The sequence below is a fragment of the Pseudoalteromonas sp. SR41-8 genome (assembly GCF_014163915.1).
Lineage (GTDB): Bacteria > Pseudomonadota > Gammaproteobacteria > Enterobacterales > Alteromonadaceae > Pseudoalteromonas > Pseudoalteromonas rhizosphaerae.
The window spans coordinates 78,866-104,507 of the sequence record NZ_JACJEE010000009.1; the positions used below are offsets into that span (position 1 = coordinate 78,866).

Annotated in this window: 11 protein-coding genes; all 11 read left to right on the forward strand. The window is 39.5% G+C overall.

The window, feature by feature from the left end:
* The first annotated feature begins 249 nt into the window (after window positions 1–249).
* The 11 genes from H5162_RS08195 (at window position 250) to fahA (ending at window position 25,586) form a co-directional block, all read left to right on the forward strand.
* Window positions 250–2,475, forward strand: a complete 2,226-nt coding sequence (locus H5162_RS08195; RefSeq protein WP_220491207.1) for a CapA family protein — start codon at window positions 250–252, stop codon at window positions 2,473–2,475.
* Window positions 2,476–2,500: 25 nt separating this feature from the next.
* A complete protein-coding gene (locus tag H5162_RS08200; protein ID WP_182778219.1) occupies window positions 2,501–4,492 on the forward strand; it encodes a hypothetical protein in 1,992 nt (663 codons plus the stop codon).
* Window positions 4,485–7,601, forward strand: a complete 3,117-nt coding sequence (locus tag H5162_RS08205; RefSeq protein WP_182731089.1) for a poly-gamma-glutamate biosynthesis protein PgsC/CapC — start codon at window positions 4,485–4,487, stop codon at window positions 7,599–7,601. Before H5162_RS08200 ends, H5162_RS08205 begins: the two co-directional genes overlap by 8 nt.
* The gene (locus tag H5162_RS08210) at window positions 7,588–9,861 is read left to right on the forward strand and encodes a hypothetical protein (RefSeq protein ID WP_182778221.1); all 2,274 of its coding nucleotides are present in this window, start codon (window positions 7,588–7,590) and stop codon (window positions 9,859–9,861) included. The genes H5162_RS08205 and H5162_RS08210 overlap by 14 nt, the downstream gene beginning before the upstream one ends.
* Window positions 9,845–10,615 carry a hypothetical protein gene (locus H5162_RS08215; protein ID WP_145237330.1) on the forward strand — a complete coding sequence of 257 codons (771 nt, stop codon included), beginning with the start codon at window positions 9,845–9,847 and terminating at the stop codon, window positions 10,613–10,615. The genes H5162_RS08210 and H5162_RS08215 overlap by 17 nt, the downstream gene beginning before the upstream one ends.
* The gene (locus tag H5162_RS08220) at window positions 10,600–14,940 is read left to right on the forward strand and encodes a hypothetical protein (protein ID WP_182778223.1); all 4,341 of its coding nucleotides are present in this window, start codon (window positions 10,600–10,602) and stop codon (window positions 14,938–14,940) included. Before H5162_RS08215 ends, H5162_RS08220 begins: the two co-directional genes overlap by 16 nt.
* 1 nt (window position 14,941) lies before the next feature.
* Entirely contained in the window at window positions 14,942–19,054 is a 4,113-nt protein-coding gene (locus H5162_RS08225; protein ID WP_182778225.1) for a poly-gamma-glutamate synthase PgsB, read from the forward strand.
* Window positions 19,055–19,367: 313 nt separating this feature from the next.
* Window positions 19,368–20,582 (forward strand): DUF642 domain-containing protein, encoded by a 1,215-nt coding sequence (locus H5162_RS08230; RefSeq protein WP_182778227.1) that lies wholly within the window; start codon window positions 19,368–19,370, stop codon window positions 20,580–20,582.
* A 435-nt stretch (window positions 20,583–21,017) separates the two neighbouring features.
* On the forward strand, window positions 21,018–22,448 hold the full coding sequence (locus tag H5162_RS08235) for a peptide MFS transporter (RefSeq protein WP_145237342.1): 1,431 nt from the start codon (window positions 21,018–21,020) through the stop codon (window positions 22,446–22,448).
* Window positions 22,449–23,072: 624 nt separating this feature from the next.
* Complete coding sequence (gene hppD / locus H5162_RS08240; RefSeq protein WP_145237345.1) at window positions 23,073–24,119, forward strand: 4-hydroxyphenylpyruvate dioxygenase; 1,047 nt, start codon at window positions 23,073–23,075, stop codon at window positions 24,117–24,119.
* 153 nt (window positions 24,120–24,272) lie between these two features.
* Entirely contained in the window at window positions 24,273–25,586 is a 1,314-nt protein-coding gene (gene fahA, locus H5162_RS08245; RefSeq protein ID WP_145237348.1) for a fumarylacetoacetase, read from the forward strand.
* Window positions 25,587–25,642: the final 56 nt, after the last annotated feature.

Sequence of the window (25,642 nt, forward strand, 5' to 3'; positions counted from 1 at the left end):
ACCCTCAAAAAGAGAAAACCTACTATGTCGCAAATAATACGCTAACTACCCATCGCTGGGTAGTCTATTGTAAAGATTTTTGGACAAATGATACTAACCATTATTGCAAAGACTTTTTATGGCAACTGACTATAATTTAGTATGAATGATATTAGAAAAATTCAAATACTTGGCTAATATCATTTCCACAAAAAATCCGTATAATGAAAACGTATTAAAAAATGTAACTACAGTGATAACGAGGCTTGTTTGAAAATTAAAAAATATAAACTCTTTTCTATTCTCTGCTTAGCCCTAATTATCGCTGGCTGTAAGGTTGAAGACCCCTATGATACAGGCGAAACACAAGCCCAAAAGAGCGATGCACAACTGCGCGATGATTATTTAAAAAAAACGTTTAATGGTGTAATCACAATAACCGATCAGCAAGCTAATAGTGTGGCTGGCATCATGGTTGAGTTTGCAGGACAGCAGTATCAAACAAATGCCAGTGGGCAAATTAATTACTCAGGTATTACAACAGGTAACCATCGGTTAATGATCGCTGATGAAAGTTACTTCCCTGCTGTCGCTACAGTCAAAATTACTGCTGATAACACTCAGCAACAGCTGACCCTAACAGCTAAGAGTAGTAACTCGGTTAGCCTGCTATTTGCTGGCGATACTATGTTTGCACGACGCTTTTTAGATCCCTCTTTGGCAACTATGACGGCTGCGATCCCTGATGTCGCAGGGGCACTTATTCGTCCAGCAACAGCCAGTGAAAATGCTCAAGCATTAACACATTTTGTCGCACCATTTTTTCAAGCTGCTGATTTTTCATCAGTAAACTTAGAGACACCGATAACAAGTAGTCCTGAAGCAGCACATCCAACAAAAGAGTTTAGCTTTTTTTCATTACCTGAGACGCTAGATGGGATCAAAGCCATTGGTATTGATTACGTCGCACTAGGAAATAATCATGTGTATGACTTTTTAGAAGATGGCCTCAATGATACTTTGCTTGAAGTAGATAGCGCTGGCCTTGCTCACAGTGGCGCAGGGAAAAACATAGCCAGTGCTTACCAAGCAAAGTTCATGGATGTGGGAACACTCACGTTAGGACTTTTTTCAGCGACCTCCATTACAGGTAAAGAACATGCAATTACCTATGTTACCGATGCCACAAAAGGCGGTGCCGCAGATTTAACAGAAACAGAATTAGTCTCCAACTATCTTAATGATGCAGTGCAAAATAGTGATTATGTAATTGCCCAAATGCATGGTGGTGATGAATACACTTATCAACCCAGCGGTTACATTAAAGGCAGGTTTAATTCTTTATCCAAACAACAAACCAATTTATTAGTTGCTCATCATCCGCATATTGCCCAAGGCTTTGCAGTTTTTAATGGCGTACCTGCCATTTTAGGCTTAGGCAATTTTGTGTTTGACCAAGACCGCTTAGAAACGCTGCTTGGCGTTGCGGTGTTAGTAAATGTAGACAAAGATGCATCTCCTATGACGAAGCGCGCTTTTGCTTACCCTGTTTATGTTGAAGGGTATCAGCCTAAATTTACCAATGGTTTTTTGAGTGATTATTTATTACGACGTCTGGCTGAGTTTTCTGATAATAACATTACCTTGATCCCACGAGATGGTTATGCCGATGTATTTTTCACCGCAGATCAAGCGACTGTTTCTCAGCACACGGAAACAGTTACAGTTACCCCAAATCAAAGCATTCTAGATTTACGCAACTTTGCTCCATCAACAAAAGCATTTTTATCTAAACTTGAAATCATTGACGGATCGCCAAGTGATGTCACTTTAGGGCGCGATTTAATGATTTTCGGTGACTTTGAAGATTGGGATAACGATGATGAACAACTAGAAGTTGCTCGTTGGGATCACACCGGCGACAGCGTAACGCCTTGTTTAAGTGGTGCTCGTTCAGGCGCGCAAGGCTTATGCTCTGCTCGCACCCAGTTTGATAACACGCCATCGCTGCTCCCATTTAGACAAACCATTCGTGCAATGGAATTACCTAATGATGATGGCTCAATTGATGTCTTCAAGGAGTTTAGTTTGTTTGGTTACAGTAAAGCTGAAAACGCCGGAAAACTAGACGCAAAAATAGTTTATACCACCGCTGAGGATGGCCTTGAATTTTCTACTCAATTGGTCGATATTGAACCGGCTGGTAACCATGACTGGCAAGCCTTAAACTATGACTTTTCACTGCCTTCTGACGACTTAACACTTGGCCCAGAAAAGTTACCACCGCGCGGTATTAAAGTTACCTTGCGTCACTTTGCGCCAAATAGTGGCGAAGCAAGCTTGGCGTTGGATGATATGGCAATGATTTCATGGCAACAAAAAGTAAACTTCACTGATACGATGTGGCGCACGGATAAAATCCATGGATTTGACTTTTTACGTTTAAATGCAACGTCTTCTGTTACGTTTAAACTAACGTATAGCACCTTTAATTAATCTCTATTCTATTTTGGAGCTAATCGTGGCTTTTAAACAACAGTTTTTTTTACTTAAACGCCAGCGTTCTTTTTGGCTTACTATTTGCCTGTTTATCATTGTGGTGATCTCAAATTCATTATCACTGTTTAATTCATCAAATGCCTTTTTCTATAGCCGTTTAGCAAATCTTACACAAAGCCAGCAAAGCAATGTTGTGATCATTGAAAGTGAGCATTTAAGTCGCGAACATAATGAACTAGTACAACAACTATTAAGCTATCAACCAAAAGCAGTATTGGTTTTTGCTAATGAACAACTAACAGTAAATAAAACCTTGACGGACATGGAACAAAACACTGTTTTTTACCCACACCCTAAAAATGACTACTGCCTACCACATATAAACGATTGGTCTGGCTACAATGTTGAATTAGCCGCTATGGCTGACAGCTCATGTCTGGCAATTTGGCCGGCACTGTTTAACGACCTTGATAGTAGCAAAAGTGTATTGCTTAACTTCGCTTTAGCCCCTTCTGCACTGCCAAAGTTTTCAGCTGAACGGCTGATGACAATGGACATTATGGCCAGCCAGTTACAAAATAAAATCATTATTCTCGGTCAACATAATGCTGGTTTAGGGGTAAAACTTAATGCGCCTAAATTAACCCAGACATCAAACTATTTATTACTTACTGCTTATATTGCCGATACACTTGATAAGCAAAGCAGCATATCGCTACTGACACTATGGCAAAGCACCCTACTGCTGCTTAGTATTTCTTTACTACTGCTGTTCGCTTTTCAAAAATTATCAATTAGTTACAGTATCGTAATTGCAGTGCTAACAAGTATATGTTGGTTTGGCTTAGGGTATTTTATTTTAGTGTTTCAGCATTTATTTTTACCCGTTGGCCAGATGACCATTTTTACCTTTATTACACTAGTGTGGGTAATATTGGTTAGAAAACTCAACGAAGACAGGGAGCTCACTAGCCTAATTGGGAATATTCAACAGAAAATGGCTGGGCGCTATTTACCAAAGTCATTTATTTCTCAAAGCTCGCCTTGGGATGCGATTATTCGCCTGGTAACTCAACAACTTGCTTTGAATAAATCGATATTTTTAGCGCGTAAAGAAGGCGATCACCGACTAACCGAAATAAGAGCCGTCAATTGCCACCTTAGTGATATTAAAGAAATGCGCCGCGATTATAAGCGCGCGCCATATTCAGATGCTTTAAAAGAATTTGGTGTTGTGCCAATTTTGCGCCCATTTTTTAATGAGCTAAGTGACGGTGAGCTGCAATATATCGTGCCATTGATCTATGCCGGTGATGTGCGTGGTTTTTGGGCAATGACAGTAATGCCTGATGCACAATTTAACAAACAAGCATTTGAGCGCAATGTAAATGCCTTTGCCGGACAAGTGGGTGAATTACTGTTCCATTATCGAATTATTGAATCACAAAATAATGCTAATGATAGCGCCCTATCTCAACTACTCACTTTGAAATTACAAGAACCGCTCAGCCAGCAAGTGAAAACGTCGATAGCGGAAATGGAACAAAAGCTAACGACCTTAGAGCATGTGTTTAATAATGTTCGCTCTGCGACTGTATTATTTAATTTATTTGGTCAAGTGGTGCAAATAAACAAATCGTTAGAAAAACTAGCTGCGCAGCATCAATTCTCTATTTTTGATATGACAGCATTGGATTTGCTCTGCTTAGTTACTGATTTAGATACTGAAACCGCGAAAGGTAAATTACGCTTTATCACCTTACAAAAAGGCGATATTTATCTTCAAGCTAAGCTTGATGAAAATACCTATATACTCAATGTTCGAGCAATGGATGCAAGTCATCTACAAAATGCATCTGGCGAGCCATTTCAGGTTTCAGGTATTTTATTTGAGTTTATTGATATTGCGTTTTTTATTGAGCAAATGCCCAACAGCAAACAACTGTGTGATTCATTATGCAAACAACAGCAATTTTACGCTCAAAACTTGATGGAGCCATCAACTAGTGGGTGATTTTATTTTACAATTGTTTCCAGCAGGTGGTGGCTTAGGTCAATCGGTGATCACCACTGTATGGATAGGCATTACTGTTGTTTGTTTGTTAAATTTACGATTTGGTTTTCCGCTTACTGGGCTTGTTGTGCCTGGTTATTTAGTGCCACTACTTATTGTTAGCCCAACCTCAGCCGCCGTTATCTTAATTGAAGCGGTAGTAGTGTATGGCTTAATGCTCTTTAGCGCTAAGTACGTAATGCAAAGATTTGGCTACGCCGAGATGTTTGGTCGTGACCGCTTTTTTGCCATTATCTTGATCAGTATTTTAGTGCGTGTAGTCATGGATACTTTGTTTTGGCCATTGATTGCTAACGTGCTCAGCGGTTGGGATATAACCTTTGATTATTCATCACAGCTTTATTCCCTGGGGTTAGTTATTATCGCCCTCACTGCCAACGTGATGTGGAATGGTGGCTTTAAGTACGGCATGAAAGTTACCATTGTTCAGCTACTAATTACTTTCTTATTAGTTCGTTTTGCACTCATGCCAATGACTAACTTTAGCATCGCCAATTTAGCAATTATGTATGAAGCGGTTGCCGCATCAATTATAGCGGCACCAAAAGCCTATATTATTTTGGTGATCACTGCGTTTATTGCGTCGCGTGCCAATATTAAATATGGCTGGGAATTTAATGGCATTATGCTACCCGCATTATTGGCGCTGCAGCTTATGCAGCCAACTAAATTGCTCACATCCTTTGCAGAAACAGCCATTATACTGATCATTGGTGCTTCGCTATTAAACTTTACGCGGTTACGTAATGCCAATATTGAAGGTGCAAGATTATTGCTATTTTTCTTCAATATCGGTTTTATCTATAAGTTATTTTTAAATTATTTTGTGGTGCACTACTACCCTGAAATAAAAGTTACCGATACCTTTGCTTTTGGTTATATGCTGTCTACGCTTTTAGCATTAAAAATATATCAAAAAAGCGCACTAGGCTTAGTGATCCGAGCCACCTTTCAAACTTCAATCCTAGGCGGTGCGTTAGCCATTGTGATCGGCTTTATTATCATGTTTATCCCTTCTTTATTTGTTACAACTGACATTAAAGAATTGCAAAGCACAAACAAAGTCAGCGCTCTTGGTCAACAGATCAGTGAATATAAAAGCTACCTTTATACGAGCAATAAAGGACAACTAGACATCAGCAGTTATCAAGCTAGTCAGGACAAAAATAACTTTAAACAAGCGATTTATGAAATTAATAAAGCCCCTAATTCAATAGAAAACTTACTGCTGAATAAACAGCGCTTAGCTAAACTTGATTTTCAATTGCAATTTGATGATAGTTATATTTACATTCGCGATGCTAGAAAAACCTCGCAACGCGGGTTATTTGTTATTTCTCGAAAACCAAGCGCAGATTTCATAGTCACGGTACCATTTCCCACTTCAGAAAGTTTAGCGAGCGACTCTGCGGGGCTTATATTTTCACACTTTGACAGTCGTGCCTTAGTATTTGGTACCAGTGCTACACCAACGACGGAATTAACTCATAATAATAAACAAAGTCCTTATTATTTAGCATTTATTGAAGCGCTGGGGCTTGAGCAACTATTTCAAGTACGGGAAGTTAACAATCGCACAAATCGTTTGTTAATCAAAACCCCTGTCGGCGCAACAAGTCAGTATTGGATTTACAATCAGTTACCAAGCTCACTCAGCCAACGTTTGATCCAACAGCTATTAGGACATCAAGAGACTTTTTTTGGTCAAGCAACCAATAGCTCTTTACCTGCAGCAAATTTTAATGGCCAGCTGTTTGAAGTGTTTTTAAATAGTGATAACTACACTACGTTATTAGCTAACATATCTCGTGATGAAAGTAATAACGAGGACAACGCAATTAGCTATGCAACGCAGAGCCTGAATGAAGTGATTGAGCTATTTGCTGACAACATTACCGCTAAAGGCAGTGGCGCTTATAAACCATTAACGGCAAATCAAGCCGCCTTGTGGGAATTTGAAATATTACACCCTCTATACCGTTTAAAAACTAAGCTGACGGATCAAGATGTAGATGAGAATATAATCAATCAACTAAATCAAATTAATGCCACAGCCAGACTAATGGGCTATCAGCTAACATTACTCAATAACGCGCAAGGTCGCTTTTTACTTATCGCCCCTTTCGTTGATGGGGCTGCAATAGCCTATGGTCAAGGTTTCTATGTCATCAATCTGACATCAAGTACCCAACTTAATATTGAAGTACCGCGACCATTATTTGAAAGTAATACCTTAAAGTTTGCCACTGAACTATTTGTAAATAGCCGGGCAGAGCATTTACTGATCGCCGGTGCCCATCCTTATGCGCATCCACAAGCGAATGTATTATTACCCAATAACGTTGATTCATTATTTAATGTGGTTCATCAAAGCTATTTACGGTTTGCACAAAATAATGCCATTTTAAACTTACAAATTCGTAGTCACAGTGCACCATCATGGATCAGACCCACCGCCCTAGCTTTTGAATATACGCAATCAAATAACGCCCACCAGCATCTTTTACAAACACTTAATCACAGTTTGCAAGATTTGGCTGTTGATTACCAAGTTGTGCAAGGCCAAACCGCGACAAGAGGTTTAGAGCTTGGTACGTCGCCGCAATCTGGCTATCAAATATTTGCTCCCCACAGCGAACTAGCAACCCTGTGGCTTGCATCTGATTTTAAACAGCAATTTTCTGTTAACCAGCAAAGTCTTTTACAACGCTTGCTCGCGATTTCAGCGCAACCAACAATTAAAGTAATGAATATAACCACATTATCGCCTGCCAATTGGCAAGCTGTAAGTTCACAGCAGCAAAGTCATTTTTTAAAAACGATTGAGCATTATGCCAGCACGCAACGCTTGACGGCACTGGCACAACTATGTAAACCATTCGCTAACTGTGAATTACAAACAATTGAATTTGAAGGCCGCCAAGAGTATGCCCTCGCGATCAGACAAAAAGGTAAGCTGTTGGCAATTTTTAATCCGATAACAAACCGTCTCACTGACCAAAACCGTTTTAACACTATGATGATTGAGGGATCGTATGCAATTTATTAAACGACTCTTAAAAATACTCATATTGCTCCTAATACTTACTGGGCTTAGTTTTGCGCTGTTTAGTTTTTATCTGTGGATACAGTCAGCTGAACCTATAACTAGCCGTTCGGATGAAGAGACACGCTCTAACGTTCAATGGCTAAGCACTGAAAAACCATTGATTTTTTCGTTTTCTAGCACTAGAACACACTCGATCCGAGTATTATCAAATGCGATATTTTCTGAACCACAGGATTTAGATAAACCGATAAACTATGCCATTGAATACGCATTCTTAAATGAAAAAAAACAAGTAATTAGTAGTCATGTCTATCACCATGCGTCAAAACTAACACCTCCCGACAATGAGCAACAAATAAAGCAAATTATTGAAAATCGGCAAGCTTTACAGGTCTCATCTGGGCAATCTTTTTATATCAGCCCAGAACAATTAAAGAACGTTACCAGCGTATCATTAAAGTTAATTAGCGAAGATAGCCAAGTTATGGGAGTTGTAGTGCGAGTCCATGCTAAAACACATAACGATAATGATGATAAATACAGCGCGTGGCTAAAGTTACCATTAGAGCGAAGAGAGCGAAGCAGCGCATATCACAGTATTGGGGTTAATGCGTTATCAACCACAGAAATAAACAATGCAGTTACCTATTCATGGCTAAAACTTGCTCCACAAGGTATTCCTGGGATCGACTTTAAAGCCGACATTTTATATGAAACGCTGCCCTACAATGTTGTTACTTATGACTTTGCGCAGCAACAACTTAATTTAAATGACTATTACACCGATGCGACACTGTGTGCGAGCATTGAACTAAAACAGCCAGATTCGCTTATTTTCAGTCTGGACAAATCAGCTGAAATCAATTTAACTTGGTATGATTTAAGTCAGTTTATTGCACCACATACTGTGCTTTATCGCGCAAATACAGCGCAGCCACTGAGCTTTATTACCGAGCCATTAGATATTGGTTTAGTAACTATATGCAGCACCGAGCCACTGTTAAGTAATTGGTCTTTTAGCTCACTACAACCGTTAACGACCGCACAAGATGGTTACTATCAAATAAGTAACTTATTAAATGCTCGCTTCACACTTGAAGGAAGTAGCGATATTAACATCGATCTCAGATCATCTAGTCGAGGTCATGCTACTGTGATTGTTTATGATCAAAATAATCAGCCAATTGATACCTTTACTATTTCTTATGACGATGAATTATCTGAATTTGATCGAGTTATTCTAGATTCCACACAACGAGAAAAAATCCCTAAAGCAAATAGCTTTTATTTACGTCTTAACGAACGTGCAGCGGCATTGGTAATTACAACTGAGCAACCGACTCTTGTACGTGTCAAATCACGTAATAGCCAGTTTAACTATCAACGTACGGTATGCCATACGAAATGTATTGAAGATCCAAACTTTCATGATATTGCCGCTTGGTATGAGCAACAAGCTGATAACCATTACGACTTTACTGAACAAGATAGTTACGTCAATATCCGAGTTTTCCAAGAGCCACCAGAGATCCTAACTAAAGACAGTTTCTATCAATCAAGAGAGCTGTTTAAACAATTACCGATCTCTAATGTCGCATTGGTCAATAGCCCAACAAAATATTTTACTCCAGTTACTGAGCCCAGCCCTTATAACTTTGCACCATTGCAAAATAAGCATCTGCTGCAAGCGGCGACTAATGCGCCAAGTACAGATCCAGGCAGTGTGGTTTATCAACTAAACAACAAAACAGCCAGAGAAGTAAATTTAGTAGACACTGACTTTGAACAACTGGCAAGTATTGAAAAAAATGCCCAACACATTTATCAAAACTGGCAAGGGCAACGCCCGTGGCTCAAACAACGGTTGTATAAACTTACGGCAAATACGCCACTAAAATTAGCATATCCAACGCAACGCCCGTACAGTGTGGTATTAAAAGCGTACAGCCATTATGCTGAGCAGAGCATTATCCTCGATATTGCTCAACGTGCTAAATACCAAAGTGGCTTAACCCATGATTATAGTATTGCAAACAAGCGCTATGGACTTCAGCCGAGCCGCTTAAGTGATGCCTTTTTGATCCATCCAAAAGACAGTCAACTATTTGCTTACCCGGCAATTACTCAACAGCTCAATGCTGATGTTCGTGCGCTCAACAGTTTAACCATTACAAGCAATAAAACCGTCTGGATCGCAGTATTAGAAGAGTACGCTAACGAAGAAGTAAAAATAAGGTGGTGGAATGATGATGCAAGCTAAACGGTTACTTGCGATAATATTACTGTTATTAACTAGCGCAAGTTACGCTAGTTCGTCATCACAAAATGGTGCCTATGCGGTTACAAAAGCCCAACTAGCGCAATGGCTGAGCACGCAAACAAACTTGGCGCAAGGCAACGAACTAACATCAGCGTTAACTTTAGTAACGAAAGATGAACACGTTATAGCAGGAGAAATAAAATACCAGTCGAGTGGCAGTCAGTGTATTGCCTATGCTCCGCACCGCTATTTTGACAAACACAGCTACCCTATTGCGATGGCTCTATTTACTGAATGCCAGGTTTTCTTAGCCAATACCATACATCGCAATACACTTGCAGCTGATGGACAAAAAAGTGATCTAGGTAAATACCACTACAGTGTTACCAATGCGTTTATTCAAAGCTACGCCAACACAGTCGATCAGTTCGTTATTTATCAGATACACGGCTTTGATCCAAAAAAACGACACACTAAAAAAGCACGCAATAGTGATGTAATAATCAGTCATGGTGCCAAGCCAGCTACAGCTAAATTACAGCAAATAAGCCAGTGTTTAACTGACAAATTACAACTTGCCAGTTATGTATATCCGTTAGAAGTTACAGAGCTTGGCGGCACAAAAAATATTTTAAATAAAATTCTGCCAAGCAATGGCGAATTTTTCCATATTGAATTAAGTGATATATTACGCGCGCAACTTGTTCAACAGCCTACTTTGATGAGTCAATTTAAAATATGCATTACGCTATAACTGCTATTATTTTCAGCCTATTGCTTACTTTGAGCCCACACGGCTTAGCCAGTAATGACAATATTTTGAGTTCGCCTATGTGGCTAAATGTGACACCTAACGTGCATTTAGATAAATCTCAGCAAGCGATGTATTTTGAAGCTAAACAAAGTCGTTATCTTTGGCTGGCAAAAGGTCAATGGCTGGAGCTGGATAGTACAACATTTAATTCGTTTATTTACAGCTCGGGGACCAGTCACCTTGCCCAGCAGAGACTCAATGTGAGTCGCGATTTTATCTGTGAACAAGCCAAGTGTCAGTTACCGATTGCATCATATAACCGCATTTTAAAAATCACCAATCACCTTGATGAAGGTGTAACCTTAACGGCAATGGTCGGTGAAACAAACCGTCACCGTGATAGCTTCCGTCGCGCCGTAAAGCTACCACGAGCGGTAACTCGTTTACAATATGGTCAAAATATTGAGCATTATTATCACTTTAAAGCGGGCGAAAAAGTAAAACTGTACTTTCAACACGCTAAAAAATTAAAACTAACTGTGCGCAAAGATTTACTAAATAAAGATATTAACGGCAAAGTCTATACCTATGTAAATGAGCAACCGATCAGTGTGCTCGGTGTTATTGCCAGTCGCGCCAGCGAGTATAGTGACCAACACATTGGTTTGGCCAATACCGATTACTTAGCAATAGATAAAGGTGAATACCTAACTATACGTAGTGAAACAGACGCTTATATTAAACTTGAGCAAAATCACAGAGCAATTTTTGATGATCAAGCAATGGATAAGCAACAAGAACGTTTGTTTCAACCATATTGGGTTAATAATTTAGACAACACGCTGCGTGCTATCTACTCTCAACACGACTTATCACAGCTAAACAATTCACCTTATCAAAGTGGTGAATTACTTTCGCAACGTCGTTATCAAGATTTACTTAGCACAATTTCATCTCGCGATTTTCTTGTTCCGAAGTCGCAGGATAAAGCGTACTTTAATAGTCAATTTAAGCAGTTTGATAGCTTTAGCGGACTGCGGATGGTTGATGATACTGGCTACCCTGTACTATCAGAGCACTATGCGCAAATACATCAATTAGGCCAGCAACAGCATCAATTTTCTCTAAACAATAAACAGCGCGTGAGAACGACGATAACACTGCATGCGCGCAGCAGTGTCGATAGCCAATTGTTAGTTCGCAGTGGTAACTTAAAATGGCATTTAACCTTGCTAAAAAGCGAAAATTTTGCCGCTTTTGAGTTAAACGTGCCTTTAACAACAACTCAATTAAGCATTCAGAATCTTCAGCAACAGCGCCAACCAATTGAATACGTAATGCAAAGTGATCAATTACTAGATTTACCAAATAATGAATTGCTCTATGCACAAGCAGGTACGCTAAAAGAAAAAAGTAATCTTATTCATAACTTATTGGCCCAGCAAATTAGCCAAATCGGTGATGAGTTTACTGCCGCACTGCTCCCTTATAAACCACTGAAAACAAAAACTGCGGCAATAACTTCCACTGATACTATGCATTGGCAACATCAACTCGGTGAAGCTGAGTATTTAATGGCAGAGCATCCACTTCAGGCACTGCAATTAATTAAAAAATTAGTCAACGTGCCCAATACAGATATTGCAATTAAAGCGTGGCAATTGCGTCTCACTATTTTGATGGCGCAAGGGCGCGACGCTTTAGCCAAAAGCTACCTTGAAGGGCTCTACAAAAGCAGCCAAGAAGTGGCTATCAAATCCTATGCTGGCAATCAGTTGATACAACAATATCAAGCATTAGAGCAAGACTATAAACTGCAAGGTTTATGTGCCAATGCTTTAGATTTATTAGCGCCATGTAGGAACATTTTGATTGCGCTTGCAATCAAACAACAAAAAAACTTACTCGCATTGTGGTTAAGTCATGACTTACCTAATCAAGCGGCATTGCAAACAAGCTTTGCAAAATTAAATTGGCGCGATTACAGCGAAGCAGATATTCAACAGCCCAGCTACGAACTTGATTACCCAGGCACGCAAACGCTTGCCAGCCCAACGGGGTTAATACAAGCACTGGTGGTTAATAAAAGCCAAGCGGTAACATTCAAAGCGCAAAGCCAACCACTCACAATTGCCCTAAGAGCGCGCAGTACCAGTGTTCAAAATGGTCAATATAAAATGAGCTGGTTGTTTGCACAACAGACATCACAATCATCAAAATCAGCGCAACACACTGTACTGCCAATTTTTTCTGATATTAACTCGCAAACCCTATTACGCAATGATGCTCAACCGCTGTCGATCTCCAGTGACGCGTTGATCACATTACAAACTGGTGAGTCAGTTCGCTTATATAGTGATCAACAAACATTTATTTCCTATAAAATACTCTCGCAGCCATTGACGACGACGTATAATTATCAAAATATGGCAACCCGCTATTTTTGGCAAACACCATTTATGGCGTTGCTATATGACACCGATATCAACATGCAGACGTTATTGAATAATACCTTATTTAAGTTAGCGGATAAAACGCTAACCACCAATGAGTACACGCAAGTTTTAGCGAAAGTAAATGCCCTGAGCTTACCTCCACAACTCGCGCAGTTATTTTCACGTATACAAAGTTATGGCCAGTGGGTTCCTCTACAAGACTATACTGACTTTGCTGGCACGCAACTCATTGCTGTGGATTCTCAAGATGAGAGTAGCTATAGCGACCAATTACTGCGTACCAGTAGCCAAGGCGGTTTTACGCAAGGATTAGTCTTACGCCCACATCATGATTTACATATTGATTTGAGCCAAACCCGCTCAGAACAAATTCGTTTAAACTTTCATTTTTCGGTCGCAGAGTTATCTGCAGCGGCTGACTTATCCCAAGGGAATGTCGCGAACGTTGCAATAAAATTAGCCACATCGGAAAAAGTTTGGTCAATACAACCTGATAAACCAACTGCATTTGGTTTTAATAAAACTGAGCTAACCGATAATGTGCTCTCGTTGCAATGGCTTAATCCTTATTTATCACAAATGATGACAATCAGCGCACAAGAGTACCGTAATGGTCGCTGGTATGACTTACCGCTTAGCAATAACTTGTTATTTTACACTGTTCTGCCAGAGCGGCATTTAATCGCACAATTACCAGCCGATCGCTTAGTTAAGCTCGAGCAAATGCTCCCAAGCAGTATTGTTGGTGAATTTGAACAACGCCTTGAACGCAGCTTTTTCCACCCAGCAGGTAAAATAGAAGTCAGCACCGACAGCATCAAGCACGTTCGCTTATATACTTGGCAATTGAGTGAAAGCAATCATAAAATATCTAATTTTGAAGCCGAGCAAAACAGCTTCGCAAACACCGTAATTTACCAACTGCCCGTTGCTCAGCGTGCCCTGCAAACTGAGGTCGCACAGTTTCATCCAGACGACTTAAGCTGGCAAGCATTTATTAATTATGACCGCCGAGGTATTTTTGAATCTAGCGAAAACGTCCCTATTCGTCATAGTATGGATGTTGGCGCTAGGTTTCGATTAAGTGACGATGAGAATTGGTATCGTCTTGATCTTACTTACTCTTTGAGCGAACAAGATAGCGAACTATTTTCGATTGATGGCTATCATTCTTGGCAAGATCATGACAGTCCTTGGTACGTCGACAGCGCCTTGCAAACCACATGGCAACCAAGTCAAGCAGACACTGACAGCCAATATGCATTTAATACCTATGTGCAGATTGGTCAGATCTGGCGCATTGATGAAAGTCATCGTCATCAATGGCAAATAAGTCCATTCTACAGCTACAGCAGTGCTAATATTGAAGACTTTTTATTTGATCCTAAACTCAATTCAGACATTTATAATTTTTATCGCGAAGATCACCCGCATGGTTGGCGAGGCGAATATCAATATCGCTATCAACCGTGGGTTGATAGTTACTTTAATTTTCTCGCCGGCAGCACGTCCAATGCCGATTGGACAAGCCTAGATATTTTGCGTTTTGGCGCATCTTGGCATCAATATTATCAAGGGCAAATCTTCCAAGCCGGATTAACCAGTTACTATAAGTTTGCTGATAAACATCGCCCTAATAGCACATGGCAATACATCACCAGTGTAGGTTGGCGAAAACAGCTGCCATTAGGTAACTTTTCACAAGGGTGGATCAAAGTACGTTGGGACCAAGATTGGTTTAGAAATGACCATAACATCAGTCTCGAGTTTTCGACTGGCAATATAGCTGACACCGGTTTTGGTGTTTTCTCTCACGACGAAATTATTTTTGAGTCACTGCAACTCAATCACTTTTTAGAGCAGAATTAATATGGCAAACACCAAGAAAGTTACTCCCTCTAGCGAATTAAAAGATCGCTTAGAACATCTATTGTTTGCTGATATTGCTAATTTTTGGCTGGACCTTTATCGCCAAAAATACCGTCAACTTGTTGATGAACTAGCGCAGTGGGAATTGCTGCAAAATATGCCCGATGGCGAAGATCAAGATATTTGGCTATTGCGCCAAGCAATTGCTTTTTTACGTCATCGCGTAGAACATAAACAGCAAAGTTTACAAAAGTTGGATGCCGGTTATCTGCTTTTTATTGAAAGACTCAGTCATGCAGAAATCAGCGCCGAACGTGAATTCCATATTTTAGATTACGCTCAGCAACTAGGCGCCACGTCTGAACAATTACGCCAAGATAAACTTGCCTTTAATCGTTGGTTTGACGAAGGTGCTGTGATCAACCGTTACCAAGATATAGTCGCTGATATTGAACAAACTCTTAAATTTTTAATTGGAAAGCTTGGCGACTTAAGTAATCGCTATTTAAAAAAATCTTCAAACGATATAGCAAAAGCGTGGCAAACTCTGGACTTAGAGAGCTTCTTTTTACAATTATTAACCAAGACCGATAATGAACATGTAAGAAATGCGCTATACCGTGCCTTGGCGAATCAAGTACAACTGATGCATAACCATGATGGCGATCCAGAGCTAAGTGCAAATTTAATTGAAACCTTAGTATTAGCATTAGAAGAGGTGAATACACCGCATTTAGCCCGTTTGGATATATTAGAAATTTTGATCCATCAACGGCCAACCTACATTCGTGCATTTATGCAGCAGCTGATCCAACAAACTGATCAGTGCCAACTTAATGCTGAAGAACGGTTATTTATTTTAGCTGCGTTACCAAAAATTTTAACCAGCCAGAACACATTGAGCCACTTATGTGAAAACCTGTTAATGCAGTTAGCCGAACACAGTTATCCACGAGTAAGGCAAAGTGTTATAGAGCAAGCTGGTAATTTTTCTATCAGTTTTTTACAAAATTTATTAACCGAACGATTAAAAATAGAAACCGTTGATGCCGTGCGCTTTACGTTAGTTAAACAACTAAGTAGCCCGCGTATAGATACTGACAACTTTACATTCAAACTCTGGTGGCAACTATTAAGTGGTAATGAAAGCTTTGCCATTAAACGTTTAACGTTAGAGCTCACAGCTCGTATGATGCTCAATCAACAATTAGAGACAAACCAACCAAATAGCGTTTTCATAACTTATATCAATTGTTTAAATGAACGATTGCAGAGCGAGCCGGTGCTGGCTATTCGCCGTTTTATCAGCCGTACCAGAGAGCAATTAGTTGCATTTGAGCATCAAAATTTAATGGCTGAGTTAGAGCAAGTATTACCAAACTCTGCAACCCTATCTCAGCTCGATAAAGAATTAGATGAAGAGTTACTTGGTCGCTTACTCAGTCGTAAAGCTCAGCAAAGCGAAGGCTACAATGTTAGTAAAAATAAATTAACATGGCAGATCCGCAGTGGTTATCGTTATGCGTTTAGGTTGTGGCGTTTTATACATGAATGGCGCAACCCAAGCACAGACAAACGCCAAAGCTTTAATCATAGCAAAGCCCGAAAACCATCTGCCTTTATGCATGTTCCTAGTTGCTCTGTAGCGGAGATAAGCACTACCAATGTTCCTGGCGAACCGTTATTTGATACTGATGAATACTCAGCGCGGCCACATTTACCGTTACCTGATTTCTTACTCTCGGTACTGAGCCAAGACAATTTAAAACAGCCAGCAAAAACCTATACGCCAGATGGTATTTTATTAGTTACCCCGCCAAAGTCATTATTTCAGCGAATTAGCAGTTATATTTGGCTAAGTATTAATATTGATAGTTTAGATACGCAACGTAAAGGTAACGAAATAGAGCAAAACAATTACCTGACAGCACTCAATAAGCACGGTTTTAGTTTTGAATTTAAAGCCTATGGTGAACAACTCGGTTGTACGTTTGATGTAGAGCCAAATATTAGTAAGCTTTATAACAAGCTAAGTTTTTCTCCACTACTGGTAAATATTTGGCTGAATTTTAAAGAGTATCTTTACTCAATCTATCAAAACAGTATTGGTCAGCTTATCTTTTTTGTAGTTGGTTTTATGGTTTATTTTTGGGGACGTCATATTCGCATAAGCCGACGTATAAAAACCGACCGTCAAGCAATTCCAGTCAGTATTGGTGGTTGGGGCACCCGAGGTAAATCTGGCACTGAACGCTTAAAAGCCGCGCTGTTCAGCAGTCTTGCGTTAAAAGTAATAACGAAAACAACGGGCTGCGAAGCAACCCTTATTTATGCTCGCTCCAATGGTGAACAATTTGAAGTGCCTTTATTCCGCCCATTTGATAAAGCCAGTATTTGGGAGCAAAGTGATGTTTTACATTTTGCTAAAAATGTCAAAGCAGATGTCTTTTTATGGGAGTGCATGGGCTTAACACCTCGCTACGTCAAAATACTCAGGCAGTGGATGCAAGATAACTTTTCAACTATTACCAATGCCTATCCTGATCATGAAGATATATTAGGACCAACAGGTATTGATGTGGCTAAAGAAATGGCAAACTTTATCGCCCCCAAAAGTCAGGTTTTTACTAGCGAACAAACCATGTTCCCTATTTTAGATAAAGACGCTACACAAAAAAGCAGTACCTTAATTCAGGCACATTGGGGCGATGGTTATCAAATCACACCCGACATTAGAGCACTTTACCCATATGAAGAGCACCCGGATAATATTGCTTTAGTATGTAAGATGGCAGCCTACATTGGCCTGGAAAAAGACTTTGTATTTAAAGAAACAGCACAGCGTATAGTACCTGACATTGGTGTTTTACAACACTTTAGCCCTGTACCTTTTACACATTTTAGCATGTCATTCGTTAATAGTATGTCAGCCAATGAACGCTTAGCGACCATAGAGAACTGGCGACGCTTAGATTTATTTGGCCTAAGCAAGGATCCAAGTAAACAAACCATCGCCTTGATTAACAACCGAAATGACCGTGTAGCACGTTCAAAAGTGTTTGCCCAGATGCTCGTCGAAGATTTACCGTTTGATAAAATGGTTGTCATTGGTACCAATGTTGATGGCTTTTATAGCTATTACTTGCACGCTTTTGCTGAGCGCTTTGAACGAATAATTAGTAATAATGATTTACAGGAATTAGAATTGTTGTGCTCTCAGCTACACTGCATTAAAGAAGCAGATACAGTTGCCGAAATAATGAATAAAGCACTTGAAGGTAGCTACCAGGCAAAAGAATTTACCGCCTTGAATAATGCAGAGCAATTTACTGATTGGCTCAATGGACAGGCACAAACATTAAGTGAACAGCAGCGAATAAGTTTGCAAGATGTTTTTAATCACTATTTAAGCTATCAACAGATGCGGCCTTTGTTGAGTGATTTAAAAAAGAATCAACATAATTTACAAACAATATTATTGGAATTAGTCAAAAGTAAATGCATATTAATTACTAACTCCAAGGTCACCCCCGATCAATTAACGATCATGCTAACTGCACTTGCGAGGCCTCACTGTCACCAAGTCATCATTGGTATGCAAAACATTAAAGGAGCTGGCTTAGGCTATGTTTATGGCTGGCAACAATGGCAAAAGATTTACGATAGCATAAGTATGCTTTTAGATAACAATTGCTCAGCTGAACAGTTTAAAAAAACCTTAACGCGCTTATCACTGATCAGTACATTTAGTCAGCTTGAGCATGCTTATTTAAGCAGTGCGTTATTAGAGATAAAAAAAATGCATCATGCGCAAAATGAATACAGCCAAGCAGAGCTTGTGCATATTAATGAACGTTTGAATAAACATCAGCAACAGCTAGACAATAAAACCGACAGCCAGCAACAAGGCCCATTAAAAAGATTTGCCATACAAGTGGCTGAATCATTTTTAGATGCTGGGGCTGCTGTTAAACGCAAAAAAATTGCCAACCAAGTTTATAAAGATATCGCAACCCAGCGTATTACTCTTGAAAAAGCTATTACGGTCTTAGGAAAGCTAAATCGCAATCAAAAGCCCGGCTGGTTAACATTTTCAAATAAAGATAATAGCTAAGTTAATCATACCGTAAAAACCTACAAAGCCTTAATTACTAATTAAGGCATACCGACCTAAACAAATGTATTAACTTAATTTTCAGCTAAAATTTTAGTTATAAAATAAGTAAAATATTTTCAAAGTAATTACATTCAGCAAGTCACTGTTTGCAAATGAATTATTTAAAAAAGACAAATAAAGCAGTGAATTATTGCGAAAACGCTCATGTTCAACATTTGACCGAACCCAATATTTATAGCAAAATAGTACCATAAATTGTTAATAAAAATGTTAACAAAAACAAAATGAATTACTTGGTAGGAAAAGTACTATGAAAAACTCATTGTTTAAGCTTGCAACATTACCTTTATTGATCGCTTCAGGCTTTGCAGCAGCATCAACGAACCTAGTAGCAAATGGTTCTTTTGAAAACACTGCAACAATTTCTGGAACATGGGGATTATTAAATCAAGTCTCAAGTTGGCAACGTTCAAACAATGCTAAGTTTGAAATCCAAACCAATAAGCTTGGCCTTATCAAAGCTCAAGATGGCAGCCAGTATTTAGAGTTAGATTCGACAGCTAATTATAGCGTTTCGCAAACATTGAATACTGATGTTGATCATAACTATGAAGTAAGCTTTTATTATTCAGCACGTGTAAGCGGCGATGCAAATACTAATAAAGCAGAAGTATATTGGGATGGTGAGTTACTCGATACGTTAAATTCAACCACCAAAGGCTGGCAAAAGTTTACGTACACTGTAAAAGCAAGTTCAGCAGCAACCGAACTTAAATTTATCGGCGCTGGTAAATCTGATTCATTCGGTGCGTTTATTGATGATGTTAAAGTAACTAGCCAATGTGCATCAGGCTTATACGGTATTAATAACTTCGGTACGAATGAAGAAGGATTTGTTTACTTTTTCAACACTGACACAAACACATACTCTAAAGTAACGGGTTTAAGTAACACGGCATCAAATATTGCATCACATAATGGTGTTTTATATTTCATGGAGCAATTAGATAGCTCGACTAAAGTCTCGCAAATTTTATCACTTGACCTTGCTACGAATGAGCAGGCATTGGTTACATCTGCAACTTCGTACCCGATTTACCGCTCTGCAATGAACGCTGATGGCACAACATTACGTACCACAAGCAAAACATACATGTACGATTTTGACCTAGCAACAGGTGATAAAACAGTACTTGGTAAATTAACTTTCCCTGGTGATTCGTTCGCTGATGGTGATATTGCTTATTCAGCTGATAATAATGTTCTTTACGTTCTTACCGGTAAAGCACTTTATACTATTGACCAAGGTTCAATGGAGTTGTCTTTAATTGGTGAGCATGGTGTTGATCAAGCATCTGGTATCGCAATTGCTGCAGATGGCACAATTTATGTGTCAGGACGTGTAAAAGGCGAGAACGCTAAAATTTACCGATTAGATCAAAATACTGCGGCGGCAACATTCATTATGGATGGCCCTTCACATGTTAATGATTTAACGTTTGTTGATAGTAACTACTGTAACTAATTTACACTGTTAATAAGTCTTTATTTAAAGGCCGAGTAATTTATTACTCGGCCTTTAGTATTTGTTACGCATTGTGTAACAGCTCCTCAATGCCACCTTATTTACCCGCTATACAAAAAATGAGCAAGTGTCATTTCATTACGCTTATTACCGCAAAGCCCCTTCGTGCCTTACGCTGACGCTTTAAAGCCATCAGTAATCTAACTATCGCAAGCACTTCCCCTGCACTGCCCGTGTATGTATACTTAGGCGCAATTGTAGCTAGGATAAGGGTGTGACTCTTACCCACTAAGCAATCTTAGTGAGCAAACCATTACCTTAGCTGCATTAAAAATAATATTCATGGCCACCCGTTCTGTTTGTGTTGAAAGCACATGAACGACCAAAGCAAAAAATATAAGGCCGCAATAATTAACGTTGAGTTAGGAAGTAAATATGAGTTCATTACCTAAAGCAGGTGATTTTTTAGGGCATCCTAAAGGATTATTTCTGTTGTTCGGCACAGAAATGTGGGAACGATTTGGTTATTACGGCATGCGTGCCATTTTAGTACTTTATCTTGTTGCTATTGTCCAAGACGGTGGTTTTGGTTGGAGTAATGCAGACGCACTAAGCCTTTATGGTACGTTCACTATGGCGGTTTATATCACTCCATTATTTGGTGGTTGGTTAGCTGATAACGTACTTGGTCAACGAAAAGCTATTATCATCGGCGGTCTACTAATGGCTGCTGGCCATTTTACTATGGGTATCCCCCACGATATGTTAGCCGGCCAACAGGAAAACGTATTTTATATCGGTCTTGCTTTATTATGTATGGGTAACGGTTTATTTAAACCTAACATCTCAACTATGGTTGGCGACTTGTATAAAGAGGGTGATCAACGTCGTGATGGCGCCTTCACAATCTTCTATATGGGTATCAACTTAGGTGGTGCGCTTGGTCCACTTGTTGCGGGTTTCGCAGCTGCATCTATGGGTTGGCAATATGGCTTCGTTGTTGCTGGTATTGGTATGCTAATTTCGGTAGCGATGCAAGTAGTACTTAGTAATAAGTACTTAGGTGATATTGGTGTTGTTCCTGCCGCTAAATTAGCGCAATCACAATCAACTTCAAATACCAAAGAGCCGCTCACAAAAGTGGAAACTGACCGTATAAAAGTTATTTTCACTATGAGTGTATTTAGTATCATATTTTGGATGGGTTTTGAGCAAGCCGGTGGCTTGATGAATTTATTCGCTAATGATTACACTGATCGTATGTTGTTCAACTTTGAAATTCCAGCGTCTTGGTTCCAATCATTAAACTCAATCTTCATCATTATTTTTGCGCCTATGGTTGCCATAGTATGGTTGAAACTTGATAAACGAGAGCCTAATTCTCCAGTTAAATTTGCCATTGCGTTGATATTCTTAGCGCTTGGCTTTATCACTATGATTTTAGCACTTATGACCCAAGGTCAAGGTGAGCCACTACAGATCAGCATGATGTGGTTAGTATTATTTTACTTATTCCATACCTTGGGTGAATTATGTTTATCGCCGATCGGCTTATCAATGGTGAGTAAACTAGCACCACTGCGTTTAGCATCAATGCTAATGGGAATTTGGTTCCTATGTACTGCTGTTGCGAATAAGATTGCTGGTTTCGTAGGTTCATTCTTAGGTGAAGGCGAAGAAGCGCTTGATAACGCATTGGGCATTTTTATTGGTTTAGGCGCTACTGCTGTTCTCTCTGCTGTGATCATGTACTTACTAAGCGACAAGCTTGTTAAATGGATGCACGGTGCTGAAGGTCAACACGAGCCACAAACACAAGAGCACATTTTAGCTGAAGAGCTTGAAGTAGTTGCTGAAAAACCGTAACGTTGTGTTTATTATCTCCCCACAAGCTATGCCGCTTGTGGGGATTTTAGTTGCTCTATTTATATCGCCATGATTAATTCCTGCCAACCAAACGTCTATTTAAGTTACGATATTAATAAGGCTGACTTCAAAGCGCGTAACAAAAGATTATAAATTACTTTTCAACAGCTTCATTAAACACATCTGATAGGCCACCACGCACGTTCAACGAAACGCTGTAGCACTGCTAGCAAAATGCCCCAGCCATTACTAGTGACCTTAGCTTAGCGCAGAAGAGTTAGTTTTTTAACAAATACGGCTCTAGCGTAAACAATTTATTACACCACGTATATTTAATAAGGGGTGAATAGTTCCTTTATTTGATTATTTACCCCCTTAAATAAGAATAAATTAATTCTATTTATCAATAAGTTAACAAAAGTTTAAGTTACTTAATACAAGACCTTTCAATACAAATCTCAAAACCAAGCATTAATGCTTATGCATTTTAAAATGATCGTCCCATTTAATTTACAAAGAGCCGTTTGCCTAAATAGCTATCGGCTCTTCCCCTGCTGCCAATTATGGTTAATTATCTGCGCATCAGACACAACAAGACGCAGTGTTTATTGCGGGAGAATTATAATGAGTGAAGTAACTAACCCTTTAGGTTTGGTAGGTATCGAGTTTACTGAATACGCTACACCTGATGCAGATTATATGGATAAAGTATTTACCGATTTTGGTTTTTCAAAGCTCAAAACATTTAAAGGTAAAGACATTGTTTATTACAACCAAAACGATATTCACTTTTTACTAAATAATGAACGTGATGGTTTCTCTGCAGAGTTTGCAAAAAGTCATGGTCCTGCAATTTGTTCTATGGGTTGGCGTGTAGAGAATGCTCAACAGGCATTTGACACCGCAGTAGCGCGTGGTGCAAAACCCGCGACTGATTCAACTCATAAAGACCTACCATACCCGGCAATTTACGGTATTGGTGACAGCTTAATTTATTTTATTGAGCAATTTGGTGACAAAGGTTCAATCTATGAGCAAGACTTTGAAGACTTAAGCGAACAAAACATTGTTGATGATAAAGGCTTTATTCGCATCGACCATTTAACTAATAACGTTTATAAAGGCACTATGGAAACATGGGCTAACTTTTATAAAGACGTCTTTGGTTTTACTGAGGTTCGTTACTTTGATATCAAAGGCCAAAAAACAGCCTTGATCTCTTATGCTCTTAAATCACCGTGCGGCACCTTCTCGATTCCAATCAATGAAGGTAAAGGCAACGATAACAACCAAATCGATGAATACCTTGGTGAATACAATGGCCCAGGCGTGCAGCATTTAGCATTCTTAACAGATGACCTAGTAAGCTCACTAGATAAGCTTGATAAATCAACCATTGCCACGCTTGATATTATCCCTGAATACTACGATACAATTTTCGATCGTGTACCTTGGGTTGCAGAAGATAAAGAAAAGATCCGTGAACATCAGATCTTAGTCGATAGCCAAAGTGAAAATTGCTACTTATTGCAAATTTTCTCGAAAAACTTATTTGGCCCAATCTTTATCGAGATGATCCAACGTGTTGATGACGGCGGTTTTGGTGAAGGTAACTTCCAAGCACTGTTTGAATCAATCGAGCGCGACCAAGAGCGCCGCGGCGTTTTATAAGCACCGTATTGTAAATTTAAAAAGCAGCGTACTTCGCTGCTTTTTGTCGTTTCATCAATATTATAAATGACAATCTGAATTTCACTGTTTAAATCGCGCTATTCATCACCATATCCACTGTAAAGCGCGACTGACTAAACCAAAGGAAATGTAATGAGTTTAATTAACGAAACCCATGATATAAATTTAACTAGCTGGGTTGCCTCAGCAAACGTTGCAAATTGTGACTTCCCAATTCAAAACCTACCATTTGCAGAAGTACGTCGTAAGAACTCTGACGAAGCTTTTCGTGGTGCTGTTGCCATTGGCGACCAAGTTATCGACCTTGCCAAAGTAAACGAGTTAGCTATTTTCTCAGGCGATGCACAAACAGCCATAGCAGCAGCAAGCCAAGCAACATTAAATGAATTTATGGGTCTTGGTCAGCAATATTGGTCAGCGCTACGTTTAGCATTATCTAAAGCATTACGCGAAGGCGCCGCTGAACAAGCTAAGTTAAGCGACGCATTAATTGCCCAAGCAGACATTGAGTTTGCATTGCCATGTCGTATTGGCGATTACACTGACTTTTACACATCTATCTATCATGCAACAGCAGTCGGTAGCTTATTCCGTCCTGACAACCCGTTACTGCCTAACTATAAATGGGTACCCATTGGTTACCATGGCCGTTCTTCATCAATTGATGTGTCAGGTCAAACCTTTCATCGCCCAAATGGTCAAACTAAGGCGCCAGACGCTGAAGTACCATCGCTTGGTCCGTGTAAACGTTTAGATTATGAGTTAGAGCTAGGCATTTATTTAGGTAAAGGTAATGAATTAGGTGATGCCATTGCTATCGAAAACGCTGAAAACCATGTATTTGGTTTTTGTGTATTCAATGACTGGTCAGCACGTGACTTACAGGCATGGGAATACCAACCATTAGGTCCATTCCTTGCGAAAAACTTTGCTTCAACTGTATCACCGTGGATTGTAACCACCGAAGCATTAGCACCTTATAAAACATCATGGACTCGTGATGAAAATGACCCACAACCATTAGATTATTTAGAATCAAGCCAAAACCGTGAGCTTGGCGCCTTTGATATAAAAATGGACGTGCAAATTGAGACCGCTAAAATGCGTGAACAAGGTGCTGCACCTTCATTAGTCTCTAAATCAAGTTTCAAACATTCATACTGGACAGTGGCACAAATGGTGACTCATCACACAGTAAATGGTTGTAACTTTATGCCAGGTGATATGCTGGGCTCAGGTACGCAATCAGGTCCGACTCATGAAGAAGCTGGTTCATTACTTGAACTGTCTCGTGGTGGTAAAGAAAAAATCACCCTTAATAACGGTGAACAACGCAGCTTTTTAGAAGATGGCGACAACGTTATTATGCGTGGTTGGTGTGAAAAAGCCGGTTTTGCTCGTATCGGTTTTGGCTGCGTAGAAGGAACGGTTCTTCCTGCTAAGTAACTAAGTTGTAAACATTTATTAAATGTATTTATTATAAGGAGGCGACCAACGCCTCC